Origin of the sequence: Geomesophilobacter sediminis, assembly GCF_016458275.1 — a bacterium.
Taxonomy (GTDB): domain Bacteria; phylum Desulfobacterota; class Desulfuromonadia; order Geobacterales; family Geobacteraceae; genus Geomesophilobacter; species Geomesophilobacter sediminis.
The window spans coordinates 147,784-164,192 of the sequence record NZ_JAEMHM010000006.1 but is presented as its reverse complement, the minus strand read 5'-3'; the positions used below and the strand labels follow the sequence as shown (position 1 = coordinate 164,192).

Genomic DNA, 16,409 nt, shown 5'->3' with positions numbered 1-16,409 from the left:
GAAAAGGTCCCGATTGGGGACCTTTTCCTTTTTTTTCGCGCCAGGAATGCCGCTCTATCCCCCTCTCCCTCTGGGAGAGGGTCGGGGTGAGGGGACGTCCCAGCGCAGACGCTTCAGCCGCCCTTCGGGCACCCTCTCCCGACGGGAGAGGGAATCTCACCGTCCCATCGCCTCGACAATTTCGCGGCGGGCTGCGCCGATGGTAAGGGGGATCCGGGAAAACGGCACCCCCTCCTCATGCTTGAGGCGGTAAATCAGCTCGGCGATGTGGGGCAGGCGCAGCTTCACGTTTTCGAGCTCTTCCGGGGCGGTGAAGACCTCCTCCGGAGTCCCGCCGCGCACCAGCCGGCCGCGGCTCAAGATATGGAGCCGGTGCAGGAAGATCGGCACCAGGTCGACGCTGTGGGTCGCCATCACCACGGTCACCCCCTGGTCCCGGTTCAGCCGGGTCAAAAGCTCCATCATCCGGTACTCCCCCATCGGGTCCAGTCCCGCGGTCGGCTCGTCCAGAAGCAGGATTTCGTGTCCCATGGCAAGGAGCCCCGCGATGCAGACCCGCTTCTTCTGGCCGTAGCTCAGCTGCTGGATTCCCTTCCCCGCATACTCCGCCATATCCACGCTGGCCAGCGCCTCTTCGACCCGGCCCCGCACTTCCGGCTCGGCACACCCCATGTTGCGCGGGCCAAAGGCGGTGTCCTCGAAGACCGAAGAGGCGAAGAGCTGGTCGTCCGGGTTTTGGAAGACGAGCCCCACCTTCCGGTAGATGTCGCGCGGATGCAGCCGGGTCACGTCCTCCCCGTCCAGCAGCACCTTGCCGCGGTAACCCTTGATCAGGCCATCCATGATGCGCAGCAGCGTGGTCTTTCCCGAGCCGTTGGAGCCGAGGATGCCGACGAAATCCCCCCGCGCCACCTGGAGGTGGATGTCCGCGAGCGCCACCGTCCCGTCCGGATAAGAAAACTGTTCCAGCTCTACCGAAATCCTCGGCATCAAAGACTCCTCACCGCCGCCATCGCCACGAGGAACAGCAGACAGAAAAATACCTCCAGGGGAACGAAGGGACGGTGGCGCAGCAGCGGCAGGTCGCCGTCGTAGCCGCGTTGCACCATGGCGGTGGTGATCTGCTGGCTGTTGTCGAACGCCTTGATCACCAGGACCCCGGCCAGAGTTCCCATGGAGCGGAGCCCCCGGGCATAGCCGACGTAGCCGAGACGGTTCTTCTGGGCATGGTAGACCACCTGGGCATCCTCGAACAACAGGAACAGGTAGCGCCAGGCGAAAAGGGAGATATCGACCAGCACCTGGGGGACCTTGAACCAGGAAAGCGCCGCCATCAGTTCGGTGAAGGGGGTGGCGAAGCCGACCGCGGCCATGACGGTCACCGCGCCGGCGATGCGGCTGGCGATCCGGCCTCCCTCAAGGAGCCCGTCGCGGTGGGCGACAAGTTGGTGCCCGAGGAGATTCAGGGTAAAGAGCGGCGCGCCTGCGGCGGAAAAAAGCTTGAGCAGCAATACCACCGTGGCAATGAGCAGCGGCTCGGAGAAGCGGAACAGGAGGGTCTTCGGGGAGACGCCGAGGGCCAGGCAGAGCGTGAGGGAAAGGAGCGCGACCAAGAGCGGGAACATCATCTCGGAGGAGCTGGTCACGAGCCCCAGGAGCACGGCGCCGCAGACGACCTTGAGGCGGGCATCCACCCGGGTGAGCCGGTGGCTGGAGTGCGGCATTTCGATGGCGAGGCGATGGGCCGCCATGCTACTCCCCTTTCCCCTTGAAAAGCGTGCGCCAGTAGTAGCCGGCGGCAAAACCGCCCGCCGCCCCGGCGAGGAGAAACGCAAACAGCAGGAGGTCGCCGTTACCGGGATCGAGCAGCGGCGCGTGCGCTTCCCGGCCGTGCTCCTTGGCGATTTTCTCCACCACCGCTTCGTCGACCCCGCTCCACTTGCCGTTTTCGGCAAGGCAGGAGCCGGTCGAAAGAAGCAGCGCCGCGGCCGCTACGGCAGGCCGCAATTGATAAACCCAGCGTCTATGCATGTCCGGAGATCTCCTCGATCACCTTCATCTTCACCAACAGGTCCGGGCGGCGCCGGTAGAGCAGCGAGACCATCCCGGCGGTGATGCCCCCCTCCAGGATGCCGAGCGGGAGTTGGGTCGGGATGAAGGCGACCACCACCTTGACAAAGAGCGGCAGAAACGGCGCGTTGCCCCGGATTCCCAGGGCAAGGATGAGCGCGGTGACGGCATAGGTGGCCCAGTCGGCAGCGATGCCGGCGACGAACGCGGAGACCACCAGGCCGCCGCCGATCCGGCGCAGGGCGCGGAACACGAACCAGCCGGCCAAGGAACCGACCACCCCCATGGAAAAGGTGTTGGCACCGAGGGTGGAGAGCCCGCCGTGGGCGAGAAAGAGCGCCTGGATCAAGAGCGCCACCGCGGCGATGAGAACGCTCACCAGCGGCCCCAGCAGGATGGCGGCGATCCCGGTGCCGCAGGGGTGCGAGCAGGTGCCGGCGGTCGGCACCGGGATCGGGAGGCAGCTGATGATGAAGACCACCGCCGCCATCAGGCCGACCAAAGGCTTCAACGACAGGTCGTCGCGGGAGAGGGCATTCACCCGCTTCACCCCGAGGGCAACAAACGGCACGACCGCCACATACCAGAAGAGAGCCCACGGGAAGGGAAGGATCCCCTCCGAGATGTGCATGGCGTAGGCCGGGGTGGCGCCCATGACCAGGAGCGCTGTTACGGCAAGAAGTCGGAGCACTAGATCTTGTCCCCGCGCAGGTCGGCGGCGAAGAGCTTGCCGGCGCCACGGGAGGCGCAGAAATCCCCGCACATGGTGCAGGTGTTCTCGTCTTCGGGAACCCGGCTCTTGCGGATGGCCGCGGCGTCCTCGGGGTAGAGGGCGAGCTCGAACTGGCGCTCCCAGTTCAGGTCGCGGCGGGCCTTGCTCATCTCCTTGTCCCGCTCGCGGCCCCGCTCCGGGTACTTGTTCATGTCGCCGATGTAGGCCGCGATCTTCGCCGCCTTGACCCCCATCCGGACGTCTTCCTCATTGGGGAGGGCGAGGTGCTCGGCGGGAGTGATGTAACAGATGAGATCGGCCCCGTAGCGCGAGGACTGGGCGGCCCCGATCGCCGCGGTGATGTGGTCGAAGCCGGGGGCGACGTCGGTGGAGATCGGCCCGAGCATATAGTACGGCGCCCCGCCGCTCATCCGCTTCTGCAGCTTGATGTTCCCTTCCACCTCGTCCAGCGGCACGTGGCCGGGACCTTCGACGAGCATCTGGCACCCCATGTCGCGGCCGAGCTCGGCAAGCTCGCAGTTGATCAGGAGTTCCTGGATCTGGGCGCGGTCGCTGGAGTCGTGGATGGCTCCGGCGCGCAGGCCGTTGCCCAGCGACAAGACGGTGTCGTAGCGCTTCAGGATGTCGATGACCCGGTCGAACTTCTCGTAAAGCGGGTTCTCCCGGTTGTTGGCGAGCATCCAGGCGACCATGCTCACCCCCCCTTTGGAAACCAGGCCGCCGTAGCGGTACCCCTGTTTCCTGAGGCGCTCCACGGTGTAGAGGTTTATGCCGCAGTGCACCGCCATGAAGGCCATGCCGTCGGCGCACTGGCGCTCGATGATGTCGAAGAGCATCTCTTCGTCGAGCTTGTTCGGGTCGCCGTACTTGCGGGCCGCCTCGCAAAACGCCTGGTAGAGCGGCACGTTACCCACCGGCAGGTCGACGGCGGCGATCACCTCGCGACGCACCCGGTCCAGGTCGCCGCCGACGGAAAGCTCCATCAGGGTGTCCGCCCCCGACTCCATGGCAGCCTTGGCTTTGCGCACCTCGGCGGCGTAATCGATGATGTCCGACGAGGTCCCGATCGAGGCGTTGACCTTGGTCTTGAGCCCCTCACCGATCCCGGCCACCCGCGGTTTTCTGACATGGTTCCAGGGGATGACGATGCGCCCCTGGGCGACCTTTTCCCTCACGTATTCCGGGGTAAGCCCTTCATCAGCGGCCACCTGGGCCATCTGCGGAGTTACGATTCCCTCACGGGCGTGTTCGATCTGCGTTTTCATGCACCACTCCTTTTCTGATATGCCCGGCATTTTCCGACGAAATTCTCCGCCACCGCGGGAGAGCTCCCGAAGTGGAGGTGAACGTAGGAAGCGAGGCAGTTTTGATAACAAAATCCTTCCGGATCGAGCGCGACCCCTTTCCGGGTCACCCGGTAGATGCGGGCGACTTCCGGAGGCATCGGCTCCATCTCGGAGTAATGAAACTCATGGCCGCGGGCACGAAGCCCGGCCGGGCCGAGCAGGCCGTCGACGGTCAGCTCGACCTCGCGGTAGCCAAGGGCCTTGCGGCGCGGGAGCATGGTGGTCGCCACCGGGAAGACGCCGGCGAAGGGGGCGAGATCCTTCCCGTCGCGCACCCCGCGGGTCAGGTAGATGAACCCGCCGCATTCGGCGTACACCGGGAGCCCCGATTCGATCGCCTGCCGGATCTCTTCCTTCAGCGCCTCGTTCGCCGCGAGCTGTTCCCGGTACAACTCGGGATACCCGCCGGGGAGGTAGATGCCGGAAATCCCCGGCGGCAGCGCTGCATCGGCGAGCGGCGAAAACGGGACCAGTTCCGCCCCGGCCTCTTGCAAGAGCCGCAGGTTATCGTCGTAGGCAAAGCAGAAGGCGGCGTCGCGGGCTACGGCGAGGCGCACATCCTTAGCGCCCGTCCGATCGGACCGATCCGTCTGCGCCGTCCGATCGGTCCGATCGGCCGGCGCAGCAAGGGCCAATAACCCCTCCAGGTCCAGGTGCCGCTCCACCGCAGTCGCCAGCCCGTCCCAGAACGCGGGCTCCAGCGGGTTGTCCTCGGCGGTCACCAACCCCAGGTGGCGCGACGGCAGCACCAGCGCGGCAGCGCGCGGAAAACAGCCGATGACCCGGATCCCCGGCAACTGGGCGGCGGCCTCGCGCAGGATCCGCTCGTGGTTCTCGCTCGCCACGTTGTTGAAGATCACCCCGCCCACCGACAACTCCGGATCGAAGGTGGCAAAGCCGTGCACCAGCGCCGCGGCGCTGCGCGCGGCCCGCGCCGCATCGACCACCAGGACCACGGTCGCCCCGACCAGCTTTGCGATCTCGGCGCTGCTCCCCGCGTCGCTGGCCCCATCCATCCCGTCGAAAAGCCCCATCACCCCTTCGATGACCGCCACGTCGCTTCCTGCGGCGTGACGTGCGAAGGTGTCCACCACGAACGGGGCCGGACACATCCAGGCATCGAGGTTGATCGACGCAGCTCCGGTTGCCAGGCGATGGTAGCCGGGATCGATGAAATCCGGCCCCACCTTGAACGGCGCGACCTGGAGCCCCCGCCGCTTCAGGGCGTGCATGATCCCCAGGGTCAGGGTGGTCTTTCCGGAGCCGCTTGCCGGCGCTGCGATGAGGATACGCTTCATACCGCGGTCGCGCCCCTACCCGTTAACCAGCTTCACCACGTGGTTGCCGTCCGCGTAGCAGTCGACCACGTTGAGGCAGCAGTAGTTCTGCTCGATGTTGAAGAGCTTGGCCAGCGGCGCCCCCAGGGCATCGGACAGGATCACCCGGTTCACCCCGCCGTGCGCCACCACGAGGACCTCTTCACCCCGATGCCGCTCGACGATCTCGCGAAACGCCGGCAGCACGCGGGCGGCGAGATCGCCGACGCTCTCGCCGCCGGGAACCCGGAAGCCGACCGGATCGGCGCAACGCGCCTGCCACTCTTCCGGACGGCTTGCCTGGATCTCGGCCGCCGACATCCCTTCCCAGGCACCGATATTGAGCTCGCGCAGCGCCTTCAAGGGGACCGGCTCCACCCCGAGGTACGGCCCGAGAATTTTTCCGCCGCGCACGGTCCGGATGAGGTCGCTGGTATAGCATGCGGTGATGCAGTCCGGATCGAGCTTGTGCTTGAGAAGGTGGTACTGTTCCACCCCCTTTTCGGTGAGGTTCACGTCGCGGTGCCCGTTGTAGCGGTTCGATCCCTCCACTTCGCCGTGGCGGATCAGGTGGATGCGGGTCTTGCTGGTCATGGGTCCCCCGTTTCGCCTCAGCCCTTTCCGGGCAACGCCAGGATGAGCAAAAGGGCCAGAATTTCGTTCAGTTCGTTGACGCACCCGATCACGTCGCCGGTGATCCCCCCCAGACGGCCGTGGGACCATGCCTTGATCGCCAGGGTGACGCAGGCGAGGACCGCCAGGCAGCCGACCCCGCGCCAGCCAAAAAGGAACCAGGCGACGGCGAGCGCCGAGAGGCCGGCTAAGGCGAGTTCCGTCTTGCCGGCCCCGTCGACCATGGCCGCACCGAGTCCGTCGACCCGGGCCCGCCGGGAGCCTACCGCAAAGAGGACCTGCGCGGCGCGTCCGGCCACCGGGAAGAAGAGGAGCGCCTCCCGTTTGCCGGCCAGGGGGATGGCGGCAAGGGCCTGGTATTTGAGCGCGATCCCCAGGACCAAGGCGACCGCGCCGACCGCGCCGACCCGGGAATCCTTCATCACGTCGAGAAACCGCTCCCGCGAGCCGCGGGCGGCGATCCCGTCACAGACGTCGGCCAGCCCGTCCAGGTGCATCCCCCCGGTCACCGCGGCCAAAAGGGCGATCAGGATAAGGTCGGTGACCGGGCGCGGCAGCGCCAGGGCAAGGAGGTAGTCCACCCCGGCGAGGAGCCCCCCCAAAAGGAGCCCGATCAGCGGAAACCAGCGCATCGACCGTCCCAGGTCGCCGTCCCGGAAGGGGAACGGGAATGGGAACGGGACGATGGTGAGAAACTGCCAGGCGAGGGGGATCAGCCGCATGCTTTAGGGGGTAACCCCGGCCTCGGCGAAGGTCGCCATTTCTTTGAGGATCTTGACCGCAGCCTCGATGATCCCCATGGCCAGCGCCGCTCCGGTCCCCTCGCCCAGCCGCAGCTGCAGGTCGAGGATCGGCTCGGCGTCGATGCGCTGCAGCATCCGGCGGTGGCCGATCTCCACCGAGGCATGGGCGGCAAAGACGTAATCCTTTACGTTGGGATGGAGTTCGCAGGCGATGAGCGCCCCGGCGGTGGAGATGAAGCCGTCCACGACGACCGGGATCCGGTTCGCGGCGGCGCCCAGCACCAGCCCGGCGATGCCCCCGATCTCCAGTCCGCCGACCTTGGCCAAAAGGTCGACCGGATCGGCGGGGTCCGGACGGTGCAGCGCGAGCCCGGCCTCGATCAGCCCGATCTTCTTTTGCAGGGCGGCGTCGTCGATGCCGGTGCCGCGATGGGTGACCTCGGCAACCGGGCAGCCGGTGAGCGCGGCGATGATCGCGGAAGAGGGGGTGGTGTTGCCGATCCCCATGTCGCCGGTGCCGAGCATGGCGATCCCCTCCGCCTTGGCGCGGTCGGCCAGGGCGATCCCGACTTCCAGCGCGGCGATCGCCTCCTCACGGGTCATCGCGCTCTCCTTGGTGAAATTGCGGGTGCCGCGCGCCACCTTGCACAGGTGGAGCCCCGGCGCCGGCTCGAACTCGTGGTCCACCCCGATGTCCACCACCCGCACCTCGGCGCCGGCATGGCGCGCCAGGACGTTCACCCCGGCGCCGCCGCGCAGGAAGTTGAAGACCATCTGGGTGGTCACCTCCTTCGGGCAGGCGGAAACCCCTTCCTCGACGATGCCGTGGTCGCCGGCGAAGGTGTAGATCACCTTGGGGCCGGTCTCGGGGGCGAAGTTCCCGGCGATGGCGGCGTAGCGGGCGGCAATCTCTTCCAGGCGGCCCAGAGCGCCCAGGGGCTTGGTCTTGTTGTCCAGCCGCGCCTGGGTTTGGGCGATGAGGTCGGAGGAAACCGGGGTGATGCGGTCGAGGGCGGATTGCAGGAGGGTCATGACTGCTCCTAATATAAATAGTAAGGAAGGGCTCTAAAGGATGCTTAAGGACTGAAGGGGCCCAAGATATCTTCTGAAGTGGTGCTGTCCTTCAGCTTCAGCGGCATACCGGAGATGGTGACGTAGACCTGGTCGGCTGCGGCGGCAACCAGCTGGTTCGCCTCCCCGGCCAGGTCCCGGAAACTGCGCGCCAGCGGGTGCTCCGGGACGATCCCCATCCCGACCTCGTTGGTGACCATGATCAGGGGGGTGGTCAGGCGGGGGAAGCCGGCAATCAGCCGCTCCACCTCGGGGATGACGCCAGCCGCGCCGGCGGGGTGGCGGAAGAGGAGGTTGGAGATCCAGAGGGTGAGGCAATCCATGAGGATCACCGAATAGCGGCCGTCGTGCTCGGAGAGCGCCCGCCCCACCTCCAGCGGCTCCTCGATGGTCGCCCATCCGGCGCCGCGCCGGGCCTGGTGCCGCGCGATCCGCACCGCCATCTCTGCGTCGCCCGCCTCCGCGGTCGCCAGGTAGCCGCACGTCCCGGAATATCCCTCGGCCAGGCGCTCTGCGAAACGGCTCTTGCCGCTGCGCGCGCCACCGGTCACCAACACGATTTTTCCCATGAAAAAACCCGCCTTCCGGGCGGAAGGCGGGTTCGAGAAGTCGGATGAACGGCGACGTGCTTGAGCCCTCTGCCACGGAGGTTCTGTTCAGCGTTCGTTCCGGCAGGTTTCCTGGCTCACGGGTAAAGCTTACTCACCGCGCCTTCCCGATGGTCGCATCAGTGGCTTAGTTGCGGCTTTCATAACCGTTTACAGTTGCGGGACAGCGAGGGATTTCCACCCTCTTCCCTTTTAACCCCGTCAGGGGCACCCGAACGAAAATATGTGATTTGGAGCTGTTTTTCTAACAGAGGCGCCGGGCAAAGTCAATCAATTACTGCCCCGGCCTCCGGCTCGGCGCCGACCCCGAGCAGCGCGTCGATCCGGGCCCAGATCCCGTCTTTCCCTTCCCTGGAGAGGGCGGAGAAAAAGCATACCTCCCCCTTGTCCAGCTCCAGGTTCTTGCAGATGAGCGCCCCCTGCCGGGCCCGCTCGTTCTTGGAGAGCTTGTCGCACTTGGTGAGCACCACGATGGGGGGGATGCCGAAGCTGCGCAGCCAGGAAAGCATCTGCCGGTCCTCTTCGGAAGGTACCCGCCGGATGTCCAGGATCAGCACCACGCCGCGGAGGTTCTCCCGCTTGGAGAGGTAGGTCTCCATCATCGGCCGCCACTGGCGCTTGACGTCGAGCGGCACCTTGGCGTAGCCGTAGCCGGGAAGGTCGACCAGCATGAAGTCGTCGTTCACCTGGAAGAAGTTGATCAGCTGGGTCCGCCCCGGGGTCGACGAGGTGCGTACCAGGTTCTTTCGGTTAACCAAAACGTTGACCAGCGAGGATTTTCCGACGTTGGAACGTCCGGCGAAGGCGATCTCGGGGAGATCCCCCTCCGGGTAGTGGGCGGGACGGGTGGCGCTTTTGATGAATTCGGTCGTTTTTACGATCACTGGAGCTCTTTTCCGGAAAAATTTCGGCCAGTATAACCCGCCGGACCGCCCCGGTACAATCGCTAAATCTTCCTTGATAAAAGCTAACGTTCTGATATAATTTAAAGCTATCTTTGTCTTGGAATTTCCCCCTCTGATTAAGGGCTTTCGTGAATGAATAAAGAACTGGAAACCGCGATCATGACGGCCGCCGATCTCCCCACCATCCCGGTGGTGGCGATCAAGGTGATGCAGCTCATCGAAAGCGAGACTGCCACGGCGGAGGAGCTCGCCAAGATCGTAGCTTCCGACCCCGCCGTTGCCGCGCGGGTCCTGAAGATATCCAACTCCTCATTCTACGGCTGCCAACGGCAGATCCAGACCCTCTCCAGCGCCATCGTCATCTTGGGCTTCAGCACCCTGCGCAGCCTCGTCGTCGCGGCCTCGGTGAAACAGGTGTACCGCCCCTACGGGCTCACCGAGAAGATGCTCTGGGAGCACTCCTTCGCCGCCGGCCTCGCCGCGAAGATGATCGCCGTCGAAACCCGCTCCACCAACGAGGAGGAGGCCTTCCTCGCCGGGCTTTTCCACGACATCGGCAAGATCATCATGAACACCCTGGACCGGAAGAAATTCCAGGAGGTGATGGAACACTGCTACAACGAGGGGATCTCCTTCGAAGAGGCCGAGCGGAGCATTTACCCGTTCAGCCACGAGGAGGTCGGTTCCTACGTCATCAAGAAATGGAACTTTCCCGAGGTCCTGATCGCCTCGACGCTTTTGCACCACACCCTCGAATTCGAGGAGACCACCGATCCCATGGTGGTGAAACTCGCCGCGGTGACCGCGCTGGCCGACCTTTTCTGCCACCGGCTCGGCATCGGTTTCCGGGCTCCGGAAGAGGTCGACCTCGCCGGTTCGACGCCGGCGCAGCTGCTGAACCTCAACCAGCCGCGGATCGACCGGCTCATGGAGGAGTTCAGCACCGCGTTCGAGGCAGACCGAGCCCTCTTCGTCGGTTGAGTCGTGCCGGAAGCGTGGTCCGTTGGACCGCCGCTTCCGCCGCTGCTTCATTTCCCGCCGCAGCGCGCCCTTCCACCGCAGCCCGCACGCCCCGTTTCTCTCCCTGGCGCAGGACCGGAACCTTCCCTTGTCTCGTGACCGGCACTGTTGTATACTTCGCGAATTAATTCGCACTAACGTTTTAATAAAGGCTTTGCAACATGAGACTTAATACAAAGCTGGTGATGATCATGCTCTCCCTGCTGGTCATCGCCATGTTCATCTTGTTCCTGCTGAACCAGTTGAGTCAGAACGATCTGGTCCAGGAGATCCAGGAAAGCTCCACCGAACTGTCGAAGGCGATCCAGCTGAGCGTCGAGGACCTGACCTCGGAAACGGACGTGGAGTCCTCGTCGAGGTTGAAGGAATACCTGCAGCGGGCCAAGAACAAGGGCATCAACCAGATCAACATCATCAACAACGAAGGGGAGATCATCAACTCCTCCGATCCCGCGCTGGTCGGGAAGAAGCGCGAGATCAAGAAGCTGGAGAAGAAGCTCAAGGCATCGCGTCGCCCCGGTGCCGGATCGCTGCGCCCCTACGACCTGGTGGTGCCGGTCATCGTCGGGGACGAGCAGCTGGGCTACGTCCAGGTGAACCTGCTCCTTGACAACATCCGCGACATCCAGCACGCGAACTTCGTGCGCCGCCTGGTCGCCACGAGCCTCGTATTTTTGATCGGGATGCTCCTCACCATCTTCCTGGCCCGGCGCTACACGAGCCCGATCCACCGTCTGGCCACCGGGGTGAAGGACGTCTCCGAAGGGGACCTCTCCGTCACCTTCCACGCGGCGACCGACGACGAGATCGGAGAGCTCGCGCAGAACCTGAACGAGATGGTGGAAAAGCTCAAGGAGCGGGAGACGCTGGAAAAACGGCTCTACGAGGCGGAGCACCTCTCCAAGGTAGGGCAACTCGCCTCCGGCATCGCGCACGAGATCCGCAACCCGCTCAACTACATCAGCCTCGCCATCGACCACCTGAAAAGCGAGGTCCTGCCGGCCTGCCAGGACAAGGGGGCGGAGCTCTGCTCCATCGCCGACAACATCAAGGAAGAGGTCCGCAAGGCGAATTACATGGTCCTCAACTTCATGAACTACGGCCGGCCGCTCAAGCTTCGGCGCCAGCGGGTGAGCTATCCGGAGCTGGTGGACAAGGCGATGCAGCTCATGCAGGACCGCCTGGCCGAGCAGCGGATCGAAGTGGCGCGCGAGCTGCCGGAAAAGCTCCCGGAGCTGCACGTCGACCCGGAGCTGATGCGCAACTGCCTGTGCAACTTCATCACCAACGGTGCCCAGGCGATGCCGGACGGCGGGAAGATCGTCCTCGGGGCGAGCGTGGACCAGGAAAACGGCAACATCTCCCTCACCTTCAGCGACCAGGGGGTAGGGATCGCCGAGGAGGACCTGGGGAAGGTATTCCAGCCCTACTTCACCACCAAGGAAGCGGGGATCGGCCTCGGGCTCGCCATCACCGAGCGGATCATCAAGGAGCACGGCGGGACCCTGACGGTGGCGAGCACCCCCGGTGCCGGGACCACCTTCACCGTCGTCCTTCCCGGCGCGGCCACGATCTGACGCCGGGGACTGGCTCCGCAGGTGCCTGTCCCCCTCCTTCGCTGGCGGTAAGAGATGGAGTGCTTCGGACTGGCGGTCGCCGGGGACTGGCTCCGCAGGTGCCAGTCCCCCTCTTCACCATCCTCCCCCTGCCCCTCTCCGGGAAGCAGAGGGAGGTAAATTAACAACGTTTGCGGGGGGACACGGTTCCCCCGACGTTTTTTTACATGGAGCAATCGATGAGTGGCAGCATCCTGATAGTCGACGACGAAAAAGGGCAGCGGGACATCCTCTGCGCCATCCTGGAGAAGGAAGGGTACCGGGTCACCTCGGTCCCCGGTGCCCGCGAGGCATTGGAAGAGCTGGACAAGGGGAGCTTCGACCTCGTCCTCACCGACCTTAAGATGCAGGGGATGTCCGGGATGGAGCTGATGGAGCGGGTCCTGGCCGAGGAGCCGGGCCAGTGCATGATCATGATGACCGCCCACGGGACGCTGGACACGGTCAAGACCGCGATCAAGATGGGCGCGTTCGACTACCTGGAGAAGCCGCTGGAGCGCGACGACCTGATCCTCACCGTGCAGCGCGCCTTCGAGCACATCAGCCTTCTCAAGGAAAACCGCGCGCTGCACCGCAAGCTCGCCGAAACCAAGGCGCTTCCCAACATGATCGGCGACCACCCCAAGATGATGGAGGTGGTCAAGATGATCAACAAGATCGCCCCGACCGGGACCACGGTGCTCATCTACGGCGAGTCCGGGACCGGCAAGGAGCTGGTGGCCCGGGCGATCCACGACGGGAGCCCGCGGCTGGACAAGCCCTTTTTCGCCATCAACTGCGCCGCGATCCCCGATTCGCTCATGGAGAGCGAACTCTTCGGGCACGAGAAAGGATCCTTCACCGGCGCCGGCACCCGCGAGATCGGCCTTTTCGAGGCCGCCCAGGGGGGAACGGTGTTCCTCGACGAGATCGGGGAGATGAACGTCTCGATGCAGGCCAAGCTCCTGCGTGCGATCCAGGAAAAGGAAATCCGGCGCGTCGGGGGGAAGGTCAACATCCCGGTCGACGTCCGGATCATCTCCGCCACCAACAAGGACCTGGAGCAGGAGACCCGGAAGGGGCACTTCCGCGAGGACCTCTTCTACCGGCTCAACGTGATCCGGATCACCCTCCCGCCGCTCAGGGAGCGGGGTAACGACATCTCCGCGCTGGCGAGCTTCTTCCTCAAGAAGTACAGCGGGGCCACTGGGCTCCCGGTGAAAGGGATTTCCAAGGCGGCGCTGAAGATCCTCCTCGACTACAGCTGGCCCGGGAACGTCCGGCAGCTCGAATCGGTGATCGAGCGCGGCGTCCTCATGGCGGAAAGCGACATGATCCAGCCCGAGGACCTTCCCTCCGAGGTGCACCAGGAGGGTGCCCTGGCCGGGAAGCTTCCCTTCGAGTTCCCCGCCGAGGGGATCTGCATCGAGGAGCTCGAAAAAGACCTGATCGTGAAAGCAATGCAGCGCGCCGACTGGGTGATCAGCAAAGCCGCGCCGCTGCTCGGCATCAGTTACAAGACCCTGCAGTACCGATTGGAGAAATTCGGCATCACCAAACCGGAGTAAAACCGTTCGACGTTCGGCGTGCGACGTTCGACGTGAGAGCCCATCAACCACCGGATTTTTACGTCGAACGTAACACGTCCAGCGCATAACGGGTTCACGATTACAAACCGAAGGGCCGTTCTCGTTTTACGTTTTTGCGTGGTACGTGACAGGCCATCAGCCGCCGGCTTATAACGTCGAACGTCGAACGCCGAACGTCGAACGGGTTCTCGGTACACGGGGGCCGGCAATGTATCCCACCAAGACGCCGCACCAATTCACCGTGGTACCTTCTCTCCCCGCCGAGCTTTCCGCGCTCAAGCGGATCGCCTACAACCTCTGGTGGTGCTGGGAGCCGGACGCGATCCGGCTCTTCCAGCGGCTGGACTCCGAACTCTGGAGACAAAGCCGCCACAACCCCGTGGAGCTGCTCGGCACCCTGCAGCAGGCCTCCCTCGACTCCCTCAAAGCGGACGAGGGGCTGCTCTCCCACCTCTCCCAGGTCGAGATAAAGCTCAAGGAATACCTGAGCGGCCCCACCTGGTTCGAAAAGGCGGGGGCTCCCGGGATGCGGATCGCCTACTTCTCCATGGAATTCGGCATCCACGAGTCGCTCCCGCTCTATTCGGGCGGCCTGGGGATCCTCGCCGGCGACCACCTCAAATCCGCTTCGGACCTGGGGCTGCCCCTTTGCGGGGTCGGCCTTCTTTACCGGCAGGGTTACTTCCGGCAGTACCTGAACCGGGAGGGGTGGCAGCAGGAGTTCTATCCGGAAAACGACTTCTACAACCTCCCCCTGCACCAGGAGCGCGACCAGGCCGGCCAGCCGGTCTCGGTGAGCGTCGAGATCGCCGGAAGGCCGGTCAAGGCCCGGGTCTGGCGGGTGCAGGTCGGTCGCGTACCGCTCTACCTTCTCGACACCAACCTCGAAGACAACCTTCCCGAAGACCGCGACATCACCCTTAGGCTCTACGGCGGCGACCAGGACATGCGGATCCGCCAGGAAATCGTCCTAGCCATCGGCGGCATCCGGGCCCTCCAGGCGCTCGACCTGGAACCGAACATCTGCCACATGAACGAGGGACATGCCGCCTTTCTCACCCTGGAACGGATCCGCCAGCTCATGGAAAAGGACCAGCTCCGATTCCACGAAGCGGTGGAGGCGGTGCGCGGCGGCAACATCTTCACCACCCACACCCCGGTCCAGGCCGGAATCGACCATTTCCCGCAGGAGCTTTTGGAAAGATACCTGGGGAGCTACTACCGCGGCCTGGGGCTGACCCGGGAATCGTTCATGGCGCTGGGGATTCCGCACCAGGGGCGCGCCGGTGGGAGCTTTTGCATGGCGATCCTCGCCATGAAACTTGCCGGCCATACCAACGGCGTGAGCCAACTGCACGGCGAAGTTTCCCGGAAGATGTGGGCGGACGTCTGGCCCGACCTTCCCGAGGAACAGCTGCCGCTCTCCTCGATCACCAACGGGGTGCACGACCGGAGCTGGCTTTCCGACGAGATGGCCGACCTTTTGATCCGTTACCTGGGGACCCGCTGGATCGAGGACCCCACCTCTCCCGCGCTTTGGCGCCGCATCTCCCGCATACCGGACGAGGAACTCTGGCGGACCCACCGCCGCGGCCGGGTGGAGCTCGTCGAATACGCCCGGGACCGGCTGCGCGAACAGCTGCGCCGCGAGGAATCCTCGGCCCGCGAACTGATCGAGGCCGGCGAAGTCCTGGATCCCGAGATCCTCACCATCGGCTTCGCTCGCCGCTTCGCCACCTACAAGCGCGGGACGCTGCTATTGCACGACAAGGAGCGCCTCACCGCGATCCTCAACCATCCCCAGCGCCCGGTGCAGATCGTCTTTGCCGGCAAGGCGCACCCGGCCGACCACCAGGGGAAGGAGCTGATCCGGCAGATCGTCCAGCTCTCCCGCGAGGAGCGTTTCCGGCGCCGCATCGTGTTTCTTGAGGACTACGACATGTCGGTGGCACGCCACCTGGTCCAGGGGGTCGACCTGTGGCTCAACACACCGCTGCGCCCCCAGGAGGCAAGCGGCACCAGCGGGATGAAGGTCGCCTTCAACGGCGGGCTGAACGCGAGCATCCTGGACGGCTGGTGGTGCGAGGGGTACCGGGGGAACAACGGCTGGTCCATCGGACACGGGGAAGTGTACGACGACCTGGAATACCAGAACGAAGTGGAGAGCCGGGCCATCTACGACCTGTTGGAGAAGGAGATCGTCCCCTTATTCTATGAGCGCGCCGTGGACGGGGTGCCGCGCGGCTGGACCGCCCGGATGAAGGCGTCGATGCAGACCCTTTGCCCCGAGTTCTCCACCAGCCGGATGGTGCGGGAATATACCGAACGCTGCTACACCCCCGCCTTCCAGCATTGGGAGCAGTTGAACCGGGACGGCAAGAAGCTCGCCGTCGAACTCGCGCGCTGGAAGGAGCGGCTGCACGGCAAGTGGGGGGATCTGCGCATCGAATCCATCGAGACCGCCGTGCACCGCGAGGTGGCGGCAGGGGACCGGGTCCCGATCAACGTGAAGCTGGTGACCGGGGAAATCCCCATTACCGAGATCGCGGTGGAGGTCTACTTCGGCGTGCTCGACTCGCGCGGAAGCATCATGGGAGGCGAGATCGTGCCGCTTTCGCTTTTGCCGGCCGGCAAGGAAGAAGAGCCGGTCCGGCAGTTCGGCGGCGAGCTGGAATGCCGCTTCTGCGGCCGCCACGGCTTCATGCTCCGCGTCATGCCGCGGCATCCGACGTTAGGGACGGTCTACGATCCAGGACTCGTGCTGTGGGGGTAGGCGAAGC

Annotated in this window: 14 protein-coding genes, 1 pseudogene and 1 riboswitch; of the genes and pseudogenes, 4 read left to right on the top strand and 11 right to left on the bottom strand. The window is 64.8% G+C overall.

The genetic code is table 11. The annotated features are described in order from the left end of the window. Nucleotides 1-156: 156 nt before the first annotated feature. The 11 genes and pseudogenes from JFN93_RS08695 to yihA all read right to left on the bottom strand — a co-directional run bounded on the left by JFN93_RS08695 (nt 157) and on the right by yihA (nt 9,404). Nucleotides 157-990, bottom strand: a complete 834-nt coding sequence (locus JFN93_RS08695) for an energy-coupling factor ABC transporter ATP-binding protein (RefSeq protein WP_199383667.1) — start codon at nt 988-990, stop codon at nt 157-159. Further along, nucleotides 990-1,751, bottom strand: a complete 762-nt coding sequence (gene cbiQ / locus JFN93_RS08690; RefSeq protein ID WP_199383666.1) for a cobalt ECF transporter T component CbiQ — start codon at nt 1,749-1,751, stop codon at nt 990-992. The genes JFN93_RS08695 and cbiQ overlap by 1 nt, the downstream gene beginning before the upstream one ends. A 1-nt stretch (nt 1,752) precedes the next feature. Beyond that, a pseudogene (locus JFN93_RS25515) lies at nt 1,753-1,941 on the bottom strand (cobalt ABC transporter permease); the annotation flags it as partial. 82 nt (nt 1,942-2,023) lie between these two features. After that, nucleotides 2,024-2,725: an energy-coupling factor ABC transporter permease gene (locus JFN93_RS08685; protein WP_236021615.1), complete on the bottom strand. Its 702-nt coding sequence runs from the start codon at nt 2,723-2,725 to the stop codon at nt 2,024-2,026. A gap of 35 nt (nt 2,726-2,760) precedes the next feature. Next, nucleotides 2,761-4,068 carry a phosphomethylpyrimidine synthase ThiC gene (gene thiC / locus JFN93_RS08680; RefSeq protein ID WP_199383665.1) on the bottom strand — a complete coding sequence of 436 codons (1,308 nt, stop codon included), beginning with the start codon at nt 4,066-4,068 and terminating at the stop codon, nt 2,761-2,763. Further along, nucleotides 4,065-5,447, bottom strand: a complete 1,383-nt coding sequence (locus tag JFN93_RS08675; RefSeq protein WP_199383664.1) for a cobyrinate a,c-diamide synthase — start codon at nt 5,445-5,447, stop codon at nt 4,065-4,067. Before JFN93_RS08675 ends, thiC begins: the two co-directional genes overlap by 4 nt. A 15-nt stretch (nt 5,448-5,462) precedes the next feature. Further along, nucleotides 5,463-6,059: a histidine phosphatase family protein gene (locus tag JFN93_RS08670; protein ID WP_199383663.1), complete on the bottom strand. Its 597-nt coding sequence runs from the start codon at nt 6,057-6,059 to the stop codon at nt 5,463-5,465. 17 nt (nt 6,060-6,076) lie between these two features. Next, nucleotides 6,077-6,820, bottom strand: coding sequence for an adenosylcobinamide-GDP ribazoletransferase (gene cobS, locus JFN93_RS08665; protein WP_199383662.1), 744 nt, complete (start codon nt 6,818-6,820; stop codon nt 6,077-6,079). A gap of 3 nt (nt 6,821-6,823) precedes the next feature. Next, a complete protein-coding gene (gene cobT / locus JFN93_RS08660) occupies nt 6,824-7,873 on the bottom strand; it encodes a nicotinate-nucleotide--dimethylbenzimidazole phosphoribosyltransferase (RefSeq protein WP_199383661.1) in 1,050 nt (349 codons plus the stop codon). Nucleotides 7,874-7,917: 44 nt separating this feature from the next. Continuing rightward, a complete protein-coding gene (gene cobU / locus JFN93_RS08655; RefSeq protein ID WP_199383660.1) occupies nt 7,918-8,481 on the bottom strand; it encodes a bifunctional adenosylcobinamide kinase/adenosylcobinamide-phosphate guanylyltransferase in 564 nt (187 codons plus the stop codon). Between the two features lie 84 nt (nt 8,482-8,565). Further along, nucleotides 8,566-8,750, bottom strand: a riboswitch (cobalamin riboswitch). Nucleotides 8,751-8,786: 36 nt separating this feature from the next. Then, nucleotides 8,787-9,404 (bottom strand): ribosome biogenesis GTP-binding protein YihA/YsxC, encoded by a 618-nt coding sequence (gene yihA, locus JFN93_RS08650; protein ID WP_199383659.1) that lies wholly within the window; start codon nt 9,402-9,404, stop codon nt 8,787-8,789. A gap of 153 nt (nt 9,405-9,557) precedes the next feature. Here yihA and JFN93_RS08645 point away from each other — a divergent pair, with 153 nt between their 5' ends. The 4 genes from JFN93_RS08645 (at nt 9,558) to glgP (ending at nt 16,402) form a co-directional block, all read left to right on the top strand. Beyond that, nucleotides 9,558-10,406, top strand: a complete 849-nt coding sequence (locus tag JFN93_RS08645) for an HDOD domain-containing protein (protein ID WP_199383658.1) — start codon at nt 9,558-9,560, stop codon at nt 10,404-10,406. A 200-nt stretch (nt 10,407-10,606) separates the two neighbouring features. Continuing rightward, the gene (locus tag JFN93_RS08640; RefSeq protein WP_199383657.1) at nt 10,607-12,022 is read left to right on the top strand and encodes a sensor histidine kinase; all 1,416 of its coding nucleotides are present in this window, start codon (nt 10,607-10,609) and stop codon (nt 12,020-12,022) included. A gap of 218 nt (nt 12,023-12,240) precedes the next feature. Then, a complete protein-coding gene (locus JFN93_RS08635) occupies nt 12,241-13,608 on the top strand; it encodes a sigma-54-dependent transcriptional regulator (protein ID WP_199383656.1) in 1,368 nt (455 codons plus the stop codon). A 229-nt stretch (nt 13,609-13,837) separates the two neighbouring features. Continuing rightward, nucleotides 13,838-16,402: an alpha-glucan family phosphorylase gene (gene glgP / locus JFN93_RS08630; protein WP_199383655.1), complete on the top strand. Its 2,565-nt coding sequence runs from the start codon at nt 13,838-13,840 to the stop codon at nt 16,400-16,402. The last annotated feature ends 7 nt before the right edge of the window (nt 16,403-16,409 follow it).